Raw genomic sequence first — 15,470 nt, forward strand, 5'->3', positions numbered from 1 at the left:
TCGCTAGGCTGGCGCCGGTGATTCCCGTACCTACGGCGCCGCAGCGCCCTTCTCTCGTCGTCCCGGCGGTCGTGGCCGCGGTGCTCGGTGCCGCCGCCGGCTTGATCTGGGGTCTGACGGTGCCCGGTGTCCGCGGCATCGTCACCGATTCGGGAGACGTCCTGGTGCGTCAAGGGCAGTTGGACAACTACTTCGTCGCGACGGCGATGTTCGTGGGCATTTCGATTCTCGGCGGCGCTCTGACCGCGATGTCCCTGTTCCGAAGTCGGCGGCGCACGCCCGAATGGGTGGGCGTCACACTGACCGCGGCCGCGATCGCCGTCGCCATCGCTGCGGTGCTCGGGCAGGCGATCGCCGACGCGCGTTTCGCCGGGCCGAGCGGGCGCGGGCTCGACTATACGGCCGCGCCCTCCATCCGGCTCGACGGTGCCAACATCATGGAGGTGGCCAACCATCCCGGTGGGGTGATCGGTGTGCTCGCCTCCTGGGTGATCGTGCTCGTGTGGCCGGCGATCACTGCCCTGTGGTGCGGCCTCGCCGCCGCGTTCGCGCGCAGGTTGCCCTGACCTGACGGGCGGCACCGGCTTGCACCACAAGACCCCTAATCGCCCGTGTGGCCCCGCAGCAACTCGGCGAAGTCGGTGACCGGCCCTAGATCGTTCGCCTTCCCTGAGCGGCGCGGTCTGCTCAGATCCGACGGTCCGCCGAACCCGGATACGGCTCCGTCGTCGGTCACGATCGCCGTGGCGAGTTCGGCCGCGGCCCGCCCGATCCGTGCGGCGAGTTCCGAGGACCCGAAGTCCTCGGTCGCGGCGAACACACCGGTCGGGAGGATCTGCGCGCGCAGATACGCGAACAGGGGCCGCAGAGCGTGATCGAGCACCAGCGAGTGGCGGGGGGTTCCGGCAGTGGCGGCAACCATGACGGGTACGCCGGTGAGCGTATCGGGATCGAGGGCATCGACGAACATCTTGAACAATCCGCTGTACGAGGCGGTGAACACCGGCGAGACGGCGATCACGCCGTCCGCCTCGGCCACCGCGTCCTTCGCTGCGGTGAGCGCCGGTGTCGGCACCCCCGTCGTCATCACCGTCGCGAGATCGCGGGCCAGTTCCCGGACCTCGATCACGCGGACGTCCACCTCCTCGCCGCGCGCCGATACCGCGGCGCGGGTGGCGTCGGAGAGCTGATCGGCGAGCAGCCGAGTGGACGAGGGTTCGGAGACGCCGGCGGTGATCACCACCAGGTGGCGTGACATGGTCAGGCCTCCTTCGCAGTGACGAGTTCCTGTGCGGGCAATACCAGGCGGTGCGGAGCATTCGTACCGGCGGTGACCAGCGACGCGTGCGTCGGCGGATCCGACGGGACGTGCGCCGGGCGGCGCAACTCGAACTCCTTGCGCAGCACGGGCACCACCTGAGTACCCAGGATCTCGACCTGTTCGAGCACCTGGTCGAGCGGCAGCCCGGCATGGTCGAGGAGGAATAGCTGGCGCTGATAGTCGCCGGCGAAATCGGCGAAGCCCAGGGTCTTCTCGATCACCTGCTCGGGGGTGCCGACGGTGAGCGGGGTCATCTGCTCGAAGTCCTCCAACGACGGACCGTGACCGTATACCGGAGCGTTGTCGAAGTACGGACGGAACCGGCGCTTGGCCTGCGCTTCGGTCTCGGCCATGAACACTTGGCCGCCGAGGCCGACGATCGCCTGATCGGCGGAGCCGTGGCCGTAGTGCTCGAACCGCTGCCGGTACAGGCGCACCATCTGCTGGGTGTGCTCGAAGTTCCAGAAGATGTTGTTGTGGAAGAAGCCGTCTCCGTAGAAGGCCGCCTGTTCGGCGATTTCGGGGGAGCGGATCGAACCGTGCCACACGAAGGGCGGTGTGCCGTCGAGCGGAGCCGGAGTAGATGTGTATCCCTGCAGCGGAGTCCGGAACTGGCCCTCCCAGTCGACGACCGGCTCGCGCCAGAGCTTGCGCAGGAGGTGATAGTTCTCGATGGCGAGGGGGATTCCCTGCCGGATGTCCTTGCCGAACCACGGGTACACCGGGCCCGTGTTGCCGCGCCCCAGCGTGAGGTCGACACGGCCGTCAGCGAGGTGCTGCAGCATGGCGTAGTCCTCGGCGATCTTCACCGGATCGTTCGTGGTGATCAGGGTGGTCGCCGTGCTCAGCAACAACTTCTCGGTGCGCGCTGCGACCCAGCCCAACAGGGTGGTGGGCGAGGACGGGACGAAGGGCGGGTTGTGGTGCTCCCCGGTTGCGAAGACGTCGAGGCCCACCTCTTCGGCCTTCAGGGCGATCGCAGTCATTGCCTTGACGCGGTCGTGCTCGCTGATGGTGGTTCCCGTCGTGGGGTCGGTGGTCACGTCGCCGACCGTGAAAACGCCGAACTGCATGTCGATCCTTCCCGGTCGGGCCCCTGGTGGGCCCTTCATGCACTGTAACGGACCGCGGTCCGAATATGTTCCCGGTCGTTCCCGATTCAGGCGAGGCCGTGATCCTGCGTGGTCAGGAAGGCTCGAGCGGCGTCTCGCCCGGCCTGCAGCAAGCGCGCGCGGGCTGCTGCATCGAGGGAGAAGTCGAGCGATGAGACGTCGCCGGTATCGATGTAGACGGTGCGGCGCGATATGCACTCGTCGGCCAGTCGATATCGGTTGGCGTCCTGATCGATCGCCGTGCGCAGGCAACCGATCGCCAGGCTCACGGGATTGCTCAGCGGTGCATCCGGTCTCGCGTCACCGGGTTCGGCTGAGAGTTTGATGCCGAGCGTCGGCCACCGATCGGCGCGGCCATCCGAGCGATCGAACATCTGCACCGGGAAGTTGGACAGCAGGCCGCCATCGACCCAGGTGACGGCGCCGCGATCGGTCTCGACCCGGACCGGGCGGAAGAAGAACGGAACCGCCATGGACGCACGCACCGCCGCTGCCACGGACTGCTCGTCGGCGGTCAGACCGTACTGGTCGTAGTCCCACGGCAGCCGCACGAGAACCCGCCGGCTCACGTCCGATGCGGTGGCGACGAAGGCGTAGCGCTGGTAGTCCGCGAGGCTCGTACCGGGATCGTCGTCGATGCGGAGGTCGGCGAAGGTCCGCACACCGACGCGGGCCAGCAGGGGTGTGAGCCATTCGAGGAGGTAGTCGCCCGAATGAATGCCCTCGTGCAGCAGGATTGCCGCACCGTCACCGACCGGGCCGAGGGCCCGCTGCAGGGCCGGCTCCGCCGTGAACCGCGGGAAGTCCACCTCGTCCAGGGCGACGACGAGTTCGTCGAGTGGGCGTTCGGCTCGCTGGTAGGCGGCGACGAGGGCTCCGATCACGGCGCCGGCGCTGGTACCGCCGATGCGGGGGAATCGGAAACCGGCTGAGGCGAGTTCGGTGACGGCGCCGAGCAGAGCTATTCCTCGCACGCCACCGCCTTCCAGGACGAGGTCGGCGGTGCGCGACGCGTTCATGCCACCACGGTAGCGCTGCGCGGCGCCGACGGCTCAGCGTCGACGGCTCGACGGCGGTCAGATCGGCTCGCGCCGAAGGACCTCGGAGGAATTGATGATGATCACTTCGCGGTCCGACTCGGTCAGTGCGGTGAGGTAGCCGGATTCGACCTTCAGGACGTGCGCCGCGACCACCCCGCTCCGGGTGTGGATCCGCTCGGTGGGGGTCCACGGTGTGCGCTCGACCGCAGCCAGAACGAGCACGGCGACGGCGGCGATACTGCCGACCTCACGAACGGCGAAATCAGCTGTGCGGGCGCTGATCCCATCGCTGAACCAGTGCCTGACAGCAAGGATTGCCAGAGCGATCGCTCCGGCTCCGGCCGGGACCCAGTAGTACCCGTAGGTGAGGGTGAGAGCAATACACGCCGAGGCGAGAACGGCCACGAGCAGTGCCGACCAGACACTGGTCGATGATTTCGCATGCATCCGCCAGGCCAGGCGCAGCGCAGACAGTGGGAGTAGCACCATGACCAGGGCGCCAGTGAATTCCGGATCGCTCATCAGGGTGCCGAGCACGATGGTGAGCGCGCTGTTGACATCGGTGACCGCCATGATCCGCGATGCCACTCGCCAGTCCCACTCCGAGACCACCAGCAGTCGCAGTACCACGAACAGAACCGCGACACTGGCGCCGGTGCCGAGCGTGCGCACGATCCGGGCGTCGGTGGCGTCCGAGATCTGTTGTTTGGCGGCGCTGGAGAGTTCCTCTTCGGCGTGGTCCTCGGTCACCGTGCGATCGTAACGAGGCCCCGATCCTGCAGGGTGGGAATCCGTGGGGAGTCAGCCCGGCGGCCGCAGCGTGGCGAACTCGTCGGTGATCCGCAGGTAGGAGTCGGTGAACCGGTACAACGCCGGAGGACGTCCGCGTCCTGAGCGTGCCGTGCCTCCGGTGGCGGTGATCACCGAACGGCGCGACAGAATCCGCAGTAGGTTCGTCGCGTCCACCGGGTATCCCAGCACCGCGACGTAGATGTCGCGCAGCTCCGAGACGGGGAATTCGCGCGGAGCGAGGGCGAATCCGATATTGGAGTAGGACAGGCGTGCCGCGACCCGGGCTCTCGCCCGGTGCACCATCACGGCGTGATCGAAGGCCATTTCGGGCAGGCTGTCCAGGTCGTGCCAATCGGTGTCGTCGGGCAGTCGTGGGTTGGTGTCGGTGCGCACCAGCCCGAGGAAGACCGATGCGATCGTGCGTGCGGAGGAAGGGGTCGCCGGAACCCGGTGGGGATCGGAGAACTCTCCGAATTGTTCGAGGTGGGCCACATCGGTCACGTCCACCTTCTCGGCGAGCTGACGCCGGGCCGACGTGGGCAGGTCCTCGTCGAATCGCAGCGCACCGCCCGGCAGCGCCCATGCTCCGGAGTACGGATCCATGGCGCGTTGCCACAACAGCACGTGCACCTGTCCTGCGGCGACGCGGAAGACGACACTCAGCACTTCGTGAGCGATCGCGGGTTCCGCCGATCCGGTGCTACCATCGGGCATAGTTTTCGATTGTAAGACGAAAATGCTCCGATCGCCCGGTCGGGGCCTCCGGAACAAGAATGGAGGCAGCGCGATGACCTCAGCCGCATCCGCCGCCCGCACCTTCGATTCGCCCCTCCTCGAGGGCCTGACCGACCATGGCGTGTACGCCGGGGTCGAAGCCGGGCCCGATTGGGTCGCCGAAGTCAGACGTCTCGCGAAGGCGCGCAATGCCACGATCCTCGCGCACAACTACGAGCTTCCCGCCATTCAGGACGTGGCGGACTTCGTCGGTGATTCCCTCGCACTGTCGCGGATCGCGGCCGATGTGCCCACGGACACCATCGTCTTCTGTGGTGTGCACTTCATGGCCGAGACCGCGAAGATCCTCAGCCCGGAGAAGACGGTGCTGATCCCTGACCAGCGCGCAGGCTGCTCCCTGGCGGACTCGATCACGGCCGTCGAGCTCGCGCAATGGAAGGCTGAACACCCCGGCGCCGTGGTGGTTTCCTACGTCAACACCACCGCGGAGGTGAAAGCCCTCACCGACATCTGCTGTACCAGTTCGAACGCCGTCGAGGTCGTCGAGTCGATCCCTGAGGACACCGAGATTCTCTTCCTCCCTGATCAATTCCTCGGTGCACACGTCAAGCGCGTTACGGGCCGGCAGAACATGCACATCTGGGCCGGCGAGTGCCATGTCCACGCCGGGATCAACGGAGACGAGCTGGCTGCGCAGGCCAAGGCGCATCCCGAGGCCGATCTCTACGTGCACCCGGAGTGTGGCTGTGCCACATCGGCGCTGTACTTGGCCGGTGAAGGCGCCGTTCCCGACGACCGCGTGAAGATCCTCTCCACCGGCGGCATGCTCGACGCCGCCCGCGAGACCGGGGCCCGTGAGGTGCTCGTCGCCACCGAGGTCGGCATGCTCCACCAGCTCCGACGTGCGGCTCCGGGGGTCGACTTCCGCGCAGTGAACGACCGGGCGTCCTGCAAGTACATGAAGATGATCACCCCGGCTGCGTTGCTGCGTTGCCTGGTCGAGGGCCGAGACGAGGTCTTCGTCGATCCCGCCATGGCCGCGGCCGGGCGCAGCGCCGTGACCCGCATGATCGAGATCGGACAGCCGGGCGGCGGGGAGTGACCGAGCTCCTGGTCGTGGGTGCCGGTGTCGCCGGGCTCACCGCTGCCGTGGCCGCCGCGGATGCGGGCCGCACGGTGACGGTGCTGTACAAACCAGCCACCGGGGGCGCACCGGTTACGACGACGTCGTACGCCCAGGGCGGGATCGCCGTGGTCGACACGACCGATCCGTCCGCCGAACCGGATTCGATCGATCGGCATCTCGCTGACACCGTTGCCGCCGGTGGGCCGCTGGTCGACCGGGCGGCCGCCCGGTCGATCCTGGCCGACGGTCCGGCCGCAGTCGCCCGGCTGGTGACCTGGGGCGCACGATTCGACACCGACTCCGCAGGACGTCTGCGACGGACACGGGAGGGCGGGCACAGCGTCGCCCGGATCATTCATGCGGGCGGCGATGCCACCGGTGCGGAGGTGCAGCGTGCACTGACCGCCGCGGCGCGTGCCCGGCCGCTGATCACGGCGAAACCCGCTCGCGTGCAGGCCCTGCTGGTCGCAGGCGATCGGATCGTCGGCGTCCGCACCGACGTCGGCGATGAGTTCGGCGGCGCCGTGGTCCTGGCCACCGGCGGCGCGGGCCACCTTTTCGCCAGTACCACCAATCCGTTGGGAGCCACCGGCGACGGTATCGCGCTCGCCGCCGCTGCAGGCGCCGAACTGCGCGAGTTGGACTACGTGCAGTTCCATCCCACCATGCTCTACACGCCCGGCGCGCGCGGTCGACGACCATTGATCTCCGAGGCGGTCCGCGGTGAGGGGGCGAGACTGATAGACGCTCACGGGGATTCCGTCACAGCCGGCGTACACCCGATGGGCGATCTGGCGCCGCGCGATGTGGTCGCCCGCGCGGTGACCGATGCGATGCAACGTACCGGTTCGCCGTGTGTCTACCTGGACGCCCGCACCGTTCCCGATGTCGCACAGCGGTTCCCGACTGTCACCCAAGCCGTGCGTGCCGCCGGGCTCGATCCGGCGTCCGACCTCATCCCTGTGACCCCCGGTGCGCACTACCTCTGCGGCGGTGTGGTCACCGACCTCACCGGCGCTACTTCGGTACCCGGCCTGTACGCCGCCGGTGAGGTCGCTCGTACCGGCTTGCACGGCGCGAACCGGCTGGCCTCCAACAGCCTCTTGGAGGCGTTGGTGATGGGCCAGCGGGTCGCTCGCGCCGTGACAGCTCCCTCCTGGACAACTCGATCGGCAGACCGGGTGATCGAGCTTGATCCGTCCGCGGCAGACCGCGCCGCACTCCAGGATGCGATGACCGCGCGATGCGGTGTGCGGCGCACCGTCGATGGACTCAGTGACCTGAACGCGCTCCTCGCCGATCCCGCGTTCCGGTCCGTCGCACGGCCATCCTTCGAGGATCGCGCGCTCACCACAGTGGCCTCGGCCATGGCGGCCGAGGCCCTGACGCGATCGAAAACCCCACAGGAGGTGGTGGCATGACCGAGTTGACGCTGGAACCAGATCGCGCTGAGGTGGTGCGGCTGATCCGCACCGCCCTTGATGAGGACCTCAGGTACGGCCCGGATGTGACCAGCGCGGCAACGGTCCCGGACGGCGCCACGACGGTGGCACGCGTGGTGAGCCGCGAACACGGTGTGCTGGCGGGGATCCCCGCCGCCGAGTGGGTGCTTGACGAGGTGGTGGGGCCGGGAAACTACCGCGTGCCCTCGAAGATCGCCGACGGCACCGTGATCGGCCCCGGCGATGTGGCGCTGACCATCGAGGCGCCCACCTCGGCGCTGCTGACCGCCGAGCGCACCATGCTCAATCTGCTCACCCACCTCTCAGGCATCGCGACCGCGACCGCCGCCTGGGTCGCCGAGGTCGAGGACACCGACGCGAAGATCAGGGACAGTCGTAAGACGTTGCCAGGACTGCGGGTGTTGCAGAAGTACGCCGTGCGCGCCGGCGGCGGAGTCAATCACCGGATGGGACTCGGGGATGCCGCGCTCATCAAGGACAACCACGTAGCGGCGGCAGGATCGGTCACCGCGGCGGTGGAGGCAGTTCGGCGTCGGTCACCCGGAATTCCACTCGAGGTCGAAGTCGACACGTTGGAGCAGCTCGACGAGGCGCTGTCGCTGGGCGTCGACCTGGTGCTCCTGGACAACATGCCGCTGTGGATGACCCAGGCGGCCGTTCAGCGCCGGAAGAAGGACGGGCCCCGGACCCGCCTCGAATCATCCGGTGGGCTCACGCTCGATATGGCGCGGGATTACGCGAGAACCGGTGTCGACTATCTCGCCGTCGGCGCGCTCACGCATTCGGTGCGGGCGCTCGACCTCGGACTCGACGTGTGAGAATCGCTGGTACAGAACAGATCTGTGCCAGCGTGCCTCCGGCCAGAATTACTCCGGAGAACAGCACCATCGGTGGGTACTGGGCGATGAGTTGATCGGATGCCCAATAGACACTGAGGAGGGCGACAGCGCCGAGGGCGACCACTCTGGGCAGGATCCCGAGGACGGCCGCAGCGCCGAGTGCGACCTCGGTAATGGGGACCAGCACGCCGAGCCCGGTAGCGAACTGGTCCATGATTTCGGTGGCGAACCAGGTGAACTGCTCCGGGACCCGGGGGTTGGTGACTGCGCTGCGCACCACCAGGCGGATATCGGCGGCACCGAATCCGGCGTGGTATTTGACGTAGCCCTCGCGCAGGAACAGCAGTCCCAGCACGACCCGGGCGCCGACCACGATCACCGACGCCGCCCGGATCGTCGGCCGATTCACCGGCTGAGCCGAGCGGCGCCGAACACCGCCAGCGCCTTGTCGCAGTGCACCACGAGGTGGGTGTACGCGGTGGGGGATACGCCACCGGGCAGCGTGAACCGCTGGCTCGCCTTGTCGTACGCGATCGATCCGAGCCGAACGCCCGCCTTCACGTCCGCCTCGGACGTGCCGGTGGTCGCGTACAGATGCAGGTCGGGTCCCTCGTCAGAGGCGAAGCCGGCGAGTTCGACCGCCGTGCCGGTGATGGTTGCCGTGCCCACAACGCGCTTATCGTTGAGGCCCTCGAACGAGCCCATCGCCCGGGCCGCTGCGGGTACGGATGAGGCGGTCGAAGGCGACATCGACATCGCCGCCGTCGTGCTGGTCGTGGTAACCGCCGCCATCTGAGTGGAGCCGCCGCAGGCGGCGAGGGAGACGCCCAGGACGAGGGCGGTGGCGGCACCGGTGAGACGGGTGATGCGCATGATCGGAACTCCTTCTCGGACTTGTCCGGCGGCTCGGGCGCCGGCTCGTGTTCGAGTGAAGCAGTCGGTGCCTCCGCGGCGAAGGGACCGGTCAGCGCTGTAAGGCGACATTTCGATTCTGTAAGGATCTCCGGACCGTGTGCTGTGACGCCTACGCTCGAAGGATGCAGGAGGGCTCGCGGGTGATGGTCGTCGAAGACGATCCGGCAGTGCGGACGGTGGTCGCCGATCACCTGCGCCTGGCGGGTTGCTTGGTCTCACAGCACCGTGACGGGGCGCGGGCCTGGGAGGCCTTCCAGGCTGATCGGCCCGACCTGTTGGTGCTCGATCGTATGCTTCCGGGGCTCAGCGGCGACGACCTATGCCGACGCGTCCGCGAGGTCTCCACGGTGCCGATCATCATGCTCACCGCTCTCGACGGTCTTGAGAACCGGATCGACGGGCTGGAGAGCGGCGCGGACGACTACCTTGCGAAACCCTTCTCGTTGCGTGAGCTCCAACTCCGGGTGAATGCTCAGCTGCGACGTAATACTCCGTCGGAAGTCGACCTGGTGATCGACGCCGGACCCTTCCGGATCGATGCCGCACATCGGCGGGTGTGGATCGGCGATCGCGAGATCACTTTGACCACAAGGGAGTACGAGTTGATGCTCTATCTGGTTCGCAATCCGGGCCGGGTGGTCAGTCGGGACGAGATCCTGCGCGAGGTGTGGCGGTGGGGATTCGGTGATGCGTCCACCGTGACCGTGCACGTGCGGCGATTGCGCGAGAAGATCGAAAGTGATCCGCGAAACCCGGTGTACTTACAGACGGAGTGGGGCGCGGGTTACCGATTCGGTTGGGGCCGATGATGCTCGACGGTGCTGCGCTCGCGCAGATCGTAGTGACCGCGCTGCTGGTGACCCTGGCGGTGACGGTGGCGACGCTCGGTGTGCTCCGAGTGACGCCCCGGGCGAGCATAGGGTTGCGCGCCGCGGTCGCGATCGCGGGTGCACTGCTGTCGGTCGTCGCCTCCACGCTGGCCATCGCAGTGCAGATGTACCTGTCGGGACACGACCTCACCGTGCTGTTGTGGGTGATCGCCACGTCCGCGGTGTTCAGCGTGATCGCCACCCCGCTCGTCGTGGGCCGCGCCATCGGTGCATCGATCACCGCATTGCGGACCGCAACCCGCAGGGTCGGAGACGGTGATGTCGTCGAACCCACCCGCACAGGTCTCGCGGAACTCGACGAGGTTTCGGCGGAGCTAGCGCAAACGTCACGGCGACTGGAAGAATCGCGCGCTCGTGTCGCTGAATTGGACGCCGCGCGTGGGCAGTTCTTCGCGTGGATCTCGCACGATCTGCGTACCCCGCTCACCGGGATCCGTGCCCTGGCGGAGGCGCTCGACGAGGGTACGGCCCCCGACCGTGCCGCATACCTCACGGCACTTCGAGGCAAGGTCGACACTCTCAACGGCATGATCACAGACCTCTTCGAACTGTCGACGATGCAGTCCGGAACCCTGCGAATCCACCCCGAACCCGTTGTCCTGTTGGATCTTGTCAGTGATGCCGTCGCCGACTGCAGCCCGATCGCTCGCCGTCGCGGGATCACCATCGCGCAAGACGGCATCGACGGTCACCTGGTGTTGGTGGACCCCCGGGAGCTGACCCGCGTCGTGGGCAACCTACTGACCAACAGTCTGCGGCACGCGCCCGCCGACAGTGAGGTCGTGGTGCGGGCCGATCCCCTCGCGGACGGACGGTTGGTGCTCAGTGTCATCGATCAAGGCCCGGGTGTGGCTGCCGAAGACTTGGGACGGATGTTCGACGTCGGGTGGCGCGCCGACGCCGCGCGGTCGGCGGACGATGACGGCGGAACAACGGGCGCGGGCCTGGGGCTCGCGATCGTCCGCGGGATCGTCGAAGCACATGGAGGCTCGGTCGTCGCGCGCAGCACAGAAGCTGGATTCCGGCTCGACCTCACGCTACCCACCGCCGGCAGGTAGTCAGTTGCTGCTGGCCAGGCTCACCACCAGGTTGATGGTGGTGGCAAGGATCCCGTTCGCGAAGACGAAGGAGAGCAGCGTGTGCCTCAGTGTTTCGGCGCGGACGGCACTGGAGGTGATCGCCGTGTCGGAGACGCAGTAGGCGGTGCCGAAGGACAGCGAGATGTAGGCGAAGTCGGTGTACCGGGGCGGGTCCGTCTGGTTGAAGTCGATGCCCCCGGGCGGAGGTGTGTCGTAATAGGTCTCCGCGTACCGCAGCGTGAACAGCAGGTGCATCATCAGCCAGGACAGGATGGTGGTACTGAGGGCGAGACCACCGAGCGCGAGCCGACCGCCGGGTGTCGCGGTGTGCGCGTCCGCCATGACGATCGCGACGGCGATGAGGCTGGCCAGCGCACAGGTAGTGGTGAGGAAGTTGGCGAGGCGTCGTTGCGGGTCCTCTTCAGTGGCGTGGGCGGCCGTGGTCTCGGCGTCCATCGGCGAGATGGTGACCCACACCCAGACGACGTAGATCCCGGCGGCGGCGGCCCACCCGGCAGCCGGTGCGTGACGCCAGGAATCGAGTACGCCGACCGCGACCGCGACGCCACCGCCCACCAGGATCATCACGGTGGCGCGGATCCGGGCTACCGCGGCACGTCGCTGGGCCACTACCGGCCGGCTGCTCTCCGAGTCGGTTGCACTTGCATCGTTCGACATGAAGTGATTTAAGCATTGCAACGGTGTGGTGGAGCCGAGCCGTGGAGAAATCGTCATGAACCGGGGCCGACGAGCAGGGGCCAGCGCGTGAGCGCACAATGGAAACCATGATCGTCAACGCATATGGAGCCGTGTCCGCCACTGAACCCCTGGCCCCGATGACCGTCGAACGGCGGGATCCCGGACCGCACGACGTGCAGATCGCGATCCGCTACGCCGGCATCTGCCACAGCGATATCCACACGGTACGCAGCGAGTGGGGCCCCGCCCGTTACCCCGTGGTGCCTGGTCACGAGATCGTCGGCGAGGTCACCGCGGTCGGCACCGAGGTCACGAAGTTCGGCGTCGGCGACCGGGTGGGCGTCGGCTGTTTCGTGGACTCCTGCCGCGAGTGTGCCGCGTGCAAAGCAGGCGAGGAGCAGTACTGCGAGCGCGGGATGACCGGTACCTACAACGCCAAGGGCCGCGACGGTCAGCCCACCCAGGGCGGCTACTCGCAGTCCATCGTGGTGGACGAGAACTATGTGCTGCGGGTACCCGAGAGCATCGATTACGCAGCCGCCGCACCGTTGTTGTGCGCGGGTATCACGCTGTTCAGCCCGCTGCGTCATTGGAATGTGGGCCCGGGTACCAGGGTCGCGATCATCGGTCTCGGTGGACTCGGCCACATGGGCGTGAAGATCGCGGCGGCCATGGGTGCCGAGGTCACCGTGCTCAGCCAGTCACTGAAGAAGATGGAGGACGGACTGCGACTCGGAGCCCAGCACTACTACGCCACCTCCGACCCCGATACTTTCACGTTGCTGCGCAACCGGTTTGACATCATCATCAACACGGTGTCGGCGAACCTGGACATGCACCAGTACTTCAACCTGCTCGCGGTCGACGGCACGCTTGTCGAGGTGGGACTGCCCGAGCATCCGGTCCCGGTCAATGTCTTCGACCTCACTCGCAACCGGCGTAGCTTCGCCGGATCGATGATCGGCGGCATCGCGCAGACCCAGGAAATGCTCGATTTCTGCGCCGAGCACGACATCGCCTCGGAGATCGAGCTGATCTCCGCCGACCAGATCAACGAGGCGTATGAGCGCGTGATCGCCTCGGATGTGCGGTATCGCTTCGTGATCGACACCGCCACACTCTGACCGGCAGAGCCACGACGCCGCCGCCGCATCCTCGGGTGCGGCGGCGGCGTCGGTGTCAGAGTTGGTTGATCCGGAGCAGGTTACCCGCGGGATCACGGAAGGCGCAGTCCCGTACGCCGTAGTCCTGGTCCATGGGTTCCTGCACCACATCGGCACCCGAGCCGGCGACCTTCTCGAACAGACCGTCCAGATCGTCGGTGGCCAGGGTGATCGCGCCGTACGAGCCCTTCGCGATGAGATCGAGGATCGTCTGCCGCTCGGCCTCGGTGATGCCGGGGTCGACCGCCGGCGGATACAGCACGATCGAGACGGGCTGTCCCGCAGGGCCGACGGTGATCCAGCGCATGTCCTGATAACCGACGTCCTTGCGGACTTCGAACCCGAGGGTGTCGCGGTAGAAGCCCAAGGCGGCTTCGGCGTCGGTGTGCGGCAGGAAGGCGTAATGAATGCTGACGTTCATGCCTAGCAACGCTAGACGGGCGTGTCCGGAGGTGCTTCTCGATTCCTGATCGGTCTGGTGATCTGGCGCGCGAGGCACGCGGGAATGCCCTGCGCCGCCGCGCCGTGGTCGCGCTTGTAGACACTGGGCGCAACACCGACGAGTTCGGTGAATCGTGTGCTGAAGGTCCCGAGCGACGAGCTGCCGACGGCGAAGCAGGCGTCGGTGACGGAGACGTCGCCTCGCCGCAGCAGCATCATGGCGCGCTCGATCCGGCGGGTCATCAAGTACGAGTAAGGGGATTCGCCGTAGACCCGTTTGAACTCTCGGCTCAGGTGGCCCGCGGACATGTGCGCGCCCCGGGCGAGTTCCTCGACGTTGAGCGGTTGCGCGAACTCCCGGTCGATCCGGTCCCGCACGCGCCGTAGCACGGCGAGGTCGCGAATCCGCTGTTGCTCGCTCACGTCAGGATTCCGGGCGCCACTTCTTGGAATACTCGTCGACGTACTCCTGTCCGGTGAGTAACTGGATCTCCTGCATCAGGCGATCGGTCACGGTGCGCTCGAGGTGGTGCCGCTCGTCCGGGTCCGAGGGCACGTCGTACTCGATCGGGTCGATCGGCTTGGCGAACTTCACCTGGACGCGCTCGGCGTGCCAGCGGAACGGCCCGGGAGGCGAGACCTTGTCGGTGCCGATGACGCCGACGGGGACGATCGGTACTCCCGTTTCGAAGGCGATGCGGACCAGGCCGGTCCGGCCCCGGTACAGGCGGCCGTCGGGGGAGCGGGTGCCCTCCGGGTACATGCCCACCAATCGCCCCTCGGAGAGCAGCTTCTTCGCCGTGTTCAACGCGGCGGTCGCGGCGTCGCCGCCCGCGCGGTCGATCGGGACCTGTCCGGTCTGCGTGTAGAAGAACTTCTGCAGCGTGCCGGACAGGCCCGGTGCGGTGAAGTAGTCACTTTTGGCCAGGTAGGAGATCCGGCGCGGCACTGCGAGCGGCACGAACAACCAGTCCGCGATCGACAGGTGGTTGCCGGCCAGCAATGCTGGGCCCTCGGTGGGGACGTTCTCCAGGCCCTCCACCGTCGGCCGGTTCACCACTGTGATCAAGGGGCCCACCGAGACGTGCTTGATGAGCCAGTACAGGAGTCCTTGATCGCCGTGATTGGTCTGCGCCATGCCAGAGAAGTTACCGGACCGTCAGTTGCGCGGTGCGGGAAGATCGACGTGTGACCAGCCCCACGGATGCCTCTGATTACACATCGCCGCACTGGGATCGTGCGGCGCTCGTCCTGATCGATGTGCAGAACGATTTCGTCGACGGCGCCGCGTCGGTACCGGGAACCCGGGCGGCGCTCCCTGCCATGGCCCGATTGCTCGCGGCGTTCCGCGCGGCACACCGCCCGGTGGTGCACGTGGTCCGTCTCTATGTTCCCGGCGGCAGCGACGTCGACCCGTTGCGCCGATCGGCGATCGAGAGCGGCATCCGGATCGCGGCACCGGGCACAGCCGGTGCCGACGTGGCGGCCTCGCTGCTGTCGGTGCCGCTCGATGCCGAATGCCTCCTCGACGATCGGCTCCAGCAGGTGGGCGACGATGAAGTGGTGCTGTTCAAGCCGCGCTGGTCGGCGTTCTATCGCACATCGCTCGATGAACACCTGCGCGGTCGTGGAGTGGACACCGTCGTCGTGGCGGGGTGCAACCTGCCGAACTGCCCGAGGGCGACGCTCTTCGATGCGACCGAGCGGGATTTCCGGGCCGTGGTCGTCGCCGACGCGACCTCACAGGCCACGGAGCGCCGGCTCGACGACCTGCGGTTGATCGGAGTCGAGGTCCGGAGGACCGCGCAGGTGGAGGCCGCCCTGGCCGAAAACGCAGTGGCGCCCAACCCATAGA

Annotated in this window: 19 protein-coding genes; 8 read left to right on the plus strand and 11 right to left on the minus strand. The window is 67.4% G+C overall.

The window, feature by feature from the left end; translation table 11 throughout:
- The first annotated feature begins 17 nt into the window (after nucleotides 1–17).
- Entirely contained in the window at nucleotides 18–566 is a 549-nt protein-coding gene (locus TPAU_RS10035) for a DUF2567 domain-containing protein (protein WP_013126638.1), read from the plus strand.
- Between the two features lie 35 nt (nucleotides 567–601).
- Here TPAU_RS10035 and TPAU_RS10040 read toward each other — a convergent pair whose 3' ends face one another.
- From TPAU_RS10040 to TPAU_RS10060, 5 genes are all read right to left on the minus strand, one after another.
- On the minus strand, nucleotides 602–1,258 hold the full coding sequence (locus TPAU_RS10040) for an FMN reductase (RefSeq protein WP_013126639.1): 657 nt from the start codon (nucleotides 1,256–1,258) through the stop codon (nucleotides 602–604).
- A 2-nt stretch (nucleotides 1,259–1,260) separates the two neighbouring features.
- Nucleotides 1,261–2,394 carry an LLM class flavin-dependent oxidoreductase gene (locus TPAU_RS10045; protein WP_013126640.1) on the minus strand — a complete coding sequence of 378 codons (1,134 nt, stop codon included), beginning with the start codon at nucleotides 2,392–2,394 and terminating at the stop codon, nucleotides 1,261–1,263.
- Between the two features lie 86 nt (nucleotides 2,395–2,480).
- On the minus strand, nucleotides 2,481–3,452 hold the full coding sequence (locus TPAU_RS10050) for a patatin-like phospholipase family protein (RefSeq protein ID WP_013126641.1): 972 nt from the start codon (nucleotides 3,450–3,452) through the stop codon (nucleotides 2,481–2,483).
- 57 nt (nucleotides 3,453–3,509) lie between these two features.
- Nucleotides 3,510–4,223 (minus strand): hypothetical protein, encoded by a 714-nt coding sequence (locus tag TPAU_RS10055; RefSeq protein ID WP_013126642.1) that lies wholly within the window; start codon nucleotides 4,221–4,223, stop codon nucleotides 3,510–3,512.
- Between the two features lie 51 nt (nucleotides 4,224–4,274).
- Nucleotides 4,275–4,979 carry an NUDIX hydrolase gene (locus TPAU_RS10060; RefSeq protein WP_013126643.1) on the minus strand — a complete coding sequence of 235 codons (705 nt, stop codon included), beginning with the start codon at nucleotides 4,977–4,979 and terminating at the stop codon, nucleotides 4,275–4,277.
- 73 nt (nucleotides 4,980–5,052) lie between these two features.
- Between TPAU_RS10060 and nadA the strand changes: the two genes are divergently transcribed.
- The 3 genes from nadA to nadC are packed head-to-tail and all read left to right on the plus strand — an operon-like array spanning nucleotide 5,053 to nucleotide 8,407.
- Complete coding sequence (nadA, locus tag TPAU_RS10065; protein WP_013126644.1) at nucleotides 5,053–6,102, plus strand: quinolinate synthase NadA; 1,050 nt, start codon at nucleotides 5,053–5,055, stop codon at nucleotides 6,100–6,102.
- Complete coding sequence (gene nadB, locus TPAU_RS10070; protein WP_013126645.1) at nucleotides 6,099–7,547, plus strand: L-aspartate oxidase; 1,449 nt, start codon at nucleotides 6,099–6,101, stop codon at nucleotides 7,545–7,547. The genes nadA and nadB overlap by 4 nt, the downstream gene beginning before the upstream one ends.
- The gene (gene nadC, locus TPAU_RS10075; RefSeq protein ID WP_013126646.1) at nucleotides 7,544–8,407 is read left to right on the plus strand and encodes a carboxylating nicotinate-nucleotide diphosphorylase; all 864 of its coding nucleotides are present in this window, start codon (nucleotides 7,544–7,546) and stop codon (nucleotides 8,405–8,407) included. The genes nadB and nadC overlap by 4 nt, the downstream gene beginning before the upstream one ends.
- Here nadC and TPAU_RS10080 read toward each other — a convergent pair.
- Together TPAU_RS10080 and TPAU_RS10085 are read right to left on the minus strand one after the other, a co-directional pair.
- Nucleotides 8,364–8,837 carry a DoxX family membrane protein gene (locus TPAU_RS10080; RefSeq protein WP_013126647.1) on the minus strand — a complete coding sequence of 158 codons (474 nt, stop codon included), beginning with the start codon at nucleotides 8,835–8,837 and terminating at the stop codon, nucleotides 8,364–8,366. The two genes, nadC and TPAU_RS10080, sit on opposite strands and share 44 nt — an antisense overlap.
- Nucleotides 8,834–9,301: a DM13 domain-containing protein gene (locus TPAU_RS10085; protein WP_013126648.1), complete on the minus strand. Its 468-nt coding sequence runs from the start codon at nucleotides 9,299–9,301 to the stop codon at nucleotides 8,834–8,836. The genes TPAU_RS10080 and TPAU_RS10085 overlap by 4 nt, the downstream gene beginning before the upstream one ends.
- Before the next feature lie 164 nt (nucleotides 9,302–9,465).
- Here TPAU_RS10085 and TPAU_RS10090 point away from each other — a divergent pair, with 164 nt between their 5' ends.
- Nucleotides 9,466–10,152: a response regulator transcription factor gene (locus TPAU_RS10090; protein WP_013126649.1), complete on the plus strand. Its 687-nt coding sequence runs from the start codon at nucleotides 9,466–9,468 to the stop codon at nucleotides 10,150–10,152.
- Nucleotides 10,152–11,291, plus strand: a complete 1,140-nt coding sequence (locus TPAU_RS10095; RefSeq protein WP_041944934.1) for a sensor histidine kinase — start codon at nucleotides 10,152–10,154, stop codon at nucleotides 11,289–11,291. The genes TPAU_RS10090 and TPAU_RS10095 overlap by 1 nt, the downstream gene beginning before the upstream one ends.
- On the opposite strand, the gene TPAU_RS10100 is transcribed toward TPAU_RS10095, so the two are convergent.
- Nucleotides 11,292–11,990: a DUF1345 domain-containing protein gene (locus TPAU_RS10100; RefSeq protein ID WP_013126651.1), complete on the minus strand. Its 699-nt coding sequence runs from the start codon at nucleotides 11,988–11,990 to the stop codon at nucleotides 11,292–11,294. It lies immediately after the preceding gene.
- 98 nt (nucleotides 11,991–12,088) lie between these two features.
- On the opposite strand from TPAU_RS10100, the gene TPAU_RS10105 reads away from it, so the two are divergent.
- Complete coding sequence (locus tag TPAU_RS10105) at nucleotides 12,089–13,135, plus strand: NAD(P)-dependent alcohol dehydrogenase (RefSeq protein WP_013126652.1); 1,047 nt, start codon at nucleotides 12,089–12,091, stop codon at nucleotides 13,133–13,135.
- A gap of 55 nt (nucleotides 13,136–13,190) precedes the next feature.
- Here the strand turns inward: TPAU_RS10105 and TPAU_RS10110 are convergent, their stop codons facing one another.
- The 3 genes from TPAU_RS10110 to TPAU_RS10120 are packed head-to-tail and all read right to left on the minus strand — an operon-like array spanning nucleotide 13,191 to nucleotide 14,753.
- Entirely contained in the window at nucleotides 13,191–13,595 is a 405-nt protein-coding gene (locus tag TPAU_RS10110; RefSeq protein ID WP_013126653.1) for a VOC family protein, read from the minus strand.
- 11 nt (nucleotides 13,596–13,606) lie between these two features.
- Nucleotides 13,607–14,038 carry a helix-turn-helix transcriptional regulator gene (locus TPAU_RS10115; RefSeq protein ID WP_013126654.1) on the minus strand — a complete coding sequence of 144 codons (432 nt, stop codon included), beginning with the start codon at nucleotides 14,036–14,038 and terminating at the stop codon, nucleotides 13,607–13,609.
- 1 nt (nucleotide 14,039) lies between these two features.
- Nucleotides 14,040–14,753, minus strand: a complete 714-nt coding sequence (locus tag TPAU_RS10120; protein WP_013126655.1) for a lysophospholipid acyltransferase family protein — start codon at nucleotides 14,751–14,753, stop codon at nucleotides 14,040–14,042.
- A gap of 50 nt (nucleotides 14,754–14,803) precedes the next feature.
- Here TPAU_RS10120 and TPAU_RS10125 point away from each other — a divergent pair, with 50 nt between their 5' ends.
- Nucleotides 14,804–15,469 (plus strand): cysteine hydrolase family protein, encoded by a 666-nt coding sequence (locus TPAU_RS10125; RefSeq protein WP_013126656.1) that lies wholly within the window; start codon nucleotides 14,804–14,806, stop codon nucleotides 15,467–15,469.
- Nucleotide 15,470 lies beyond the last annotated feature (1 nt).

The sequence above is a fragment of the Tsukamurella paurometabola DSM 20162 genome, assembly GCF_000092225.1.
GTDB lineage: Bacteria > Actinomycetota > Actinomycetes > Mycobacteriales > Mycobacteriaceae > Tsukamurella > Tsukamurella paurometabola.

Coding starts and splice junctions, on each gene's coding strand:
- TPAU_RS10050 (WP_013126641.1), bottom strand. CDS start 3,452: ATGAACGCGTCGCGCACCGCCGACCTCGTCCTGGAAGGCGGTGGCGTG.
- TPAU_RS10045 (WP_013126640.1), bottom strand. CDS start 2,394: ATGCAGTTCGGCGTTTTCACGGTCGGCGACGTGACCACCGACCCCACG.
- TPAU_RS10100 (WP_013126651.1), bottom strand. CDS start 11,990: ATGTCGAACGATGCAAGTGCAACCGACTCGGAGAGCAGCCGGCCGGTA.
- TPAU_RS10110 (WP_013126653.1), bottom strand. CDS start 13,595: ATGAACGTCAGCATTCATTACGCCTTCCTGCCGCACACCGACGCCGAA.
- TPAU_RS10085 (WP_013126648.1), bottom strand. CDS start 9,301: ATGCGCATCACCCGTCTCACCGGTGCCGCCACCGCCCTCGTCCTGGGC.
- TPAU_RS10040 (WP_013126639.1), bottom strand. CDS start 1,258: ATGTCACGCCACCTGGTGGTGATCACCGCCGGCGTCTCCGAACCCTCG.
- TPAU_RS10095 (WP_041944934.1), top strand. CDS start 10,152: ATGCTCGACGGTGCTGCGCTCGCGCAGATCGTAGTGACCGCGCTGCTG.
- TPAU_RS10090 (WP_013126649.1), top strand. CDS start 9,466: ATGCAGGAGGGCTCGCGGGTGATGGTCGTCGAAGACGATCCGGCAGTG.
- TPAU_RS10060 (WP_013126643.1), bottom strand. CDS start 4,979: ATGCCCGATGGTAGCACCGGATCGGCGGAACCCGCGATCGCTCACGAA.
- TPAU_RS10105 (WP_013126652.1), top strand. CDS start 12,089: ATGGAAACCATGATCGTCAACGCATATGGAGCCGTGTCCGCCACTGAA.
- nadC (WP_013126646.1), top strand. CDS start 7,544: ATGACCGAGTTGACGCTGGAACCAGATCGCGCTGAGGTGGTGCGGCTG.
- nadA (WP_013126644.1), top strand. CDS start 5,053: ATGACCTCAGCCGCATCCGCCGCCCGCACCTTCGATTCGCCCCTCCTC.
- TPAU_RS10120 (WP_013126655.1), bottom strand. CDS start 14,753: ATGGCGCAGACCAATCACGGCGATCAAGGACTCCTGTACTGGCTCATC.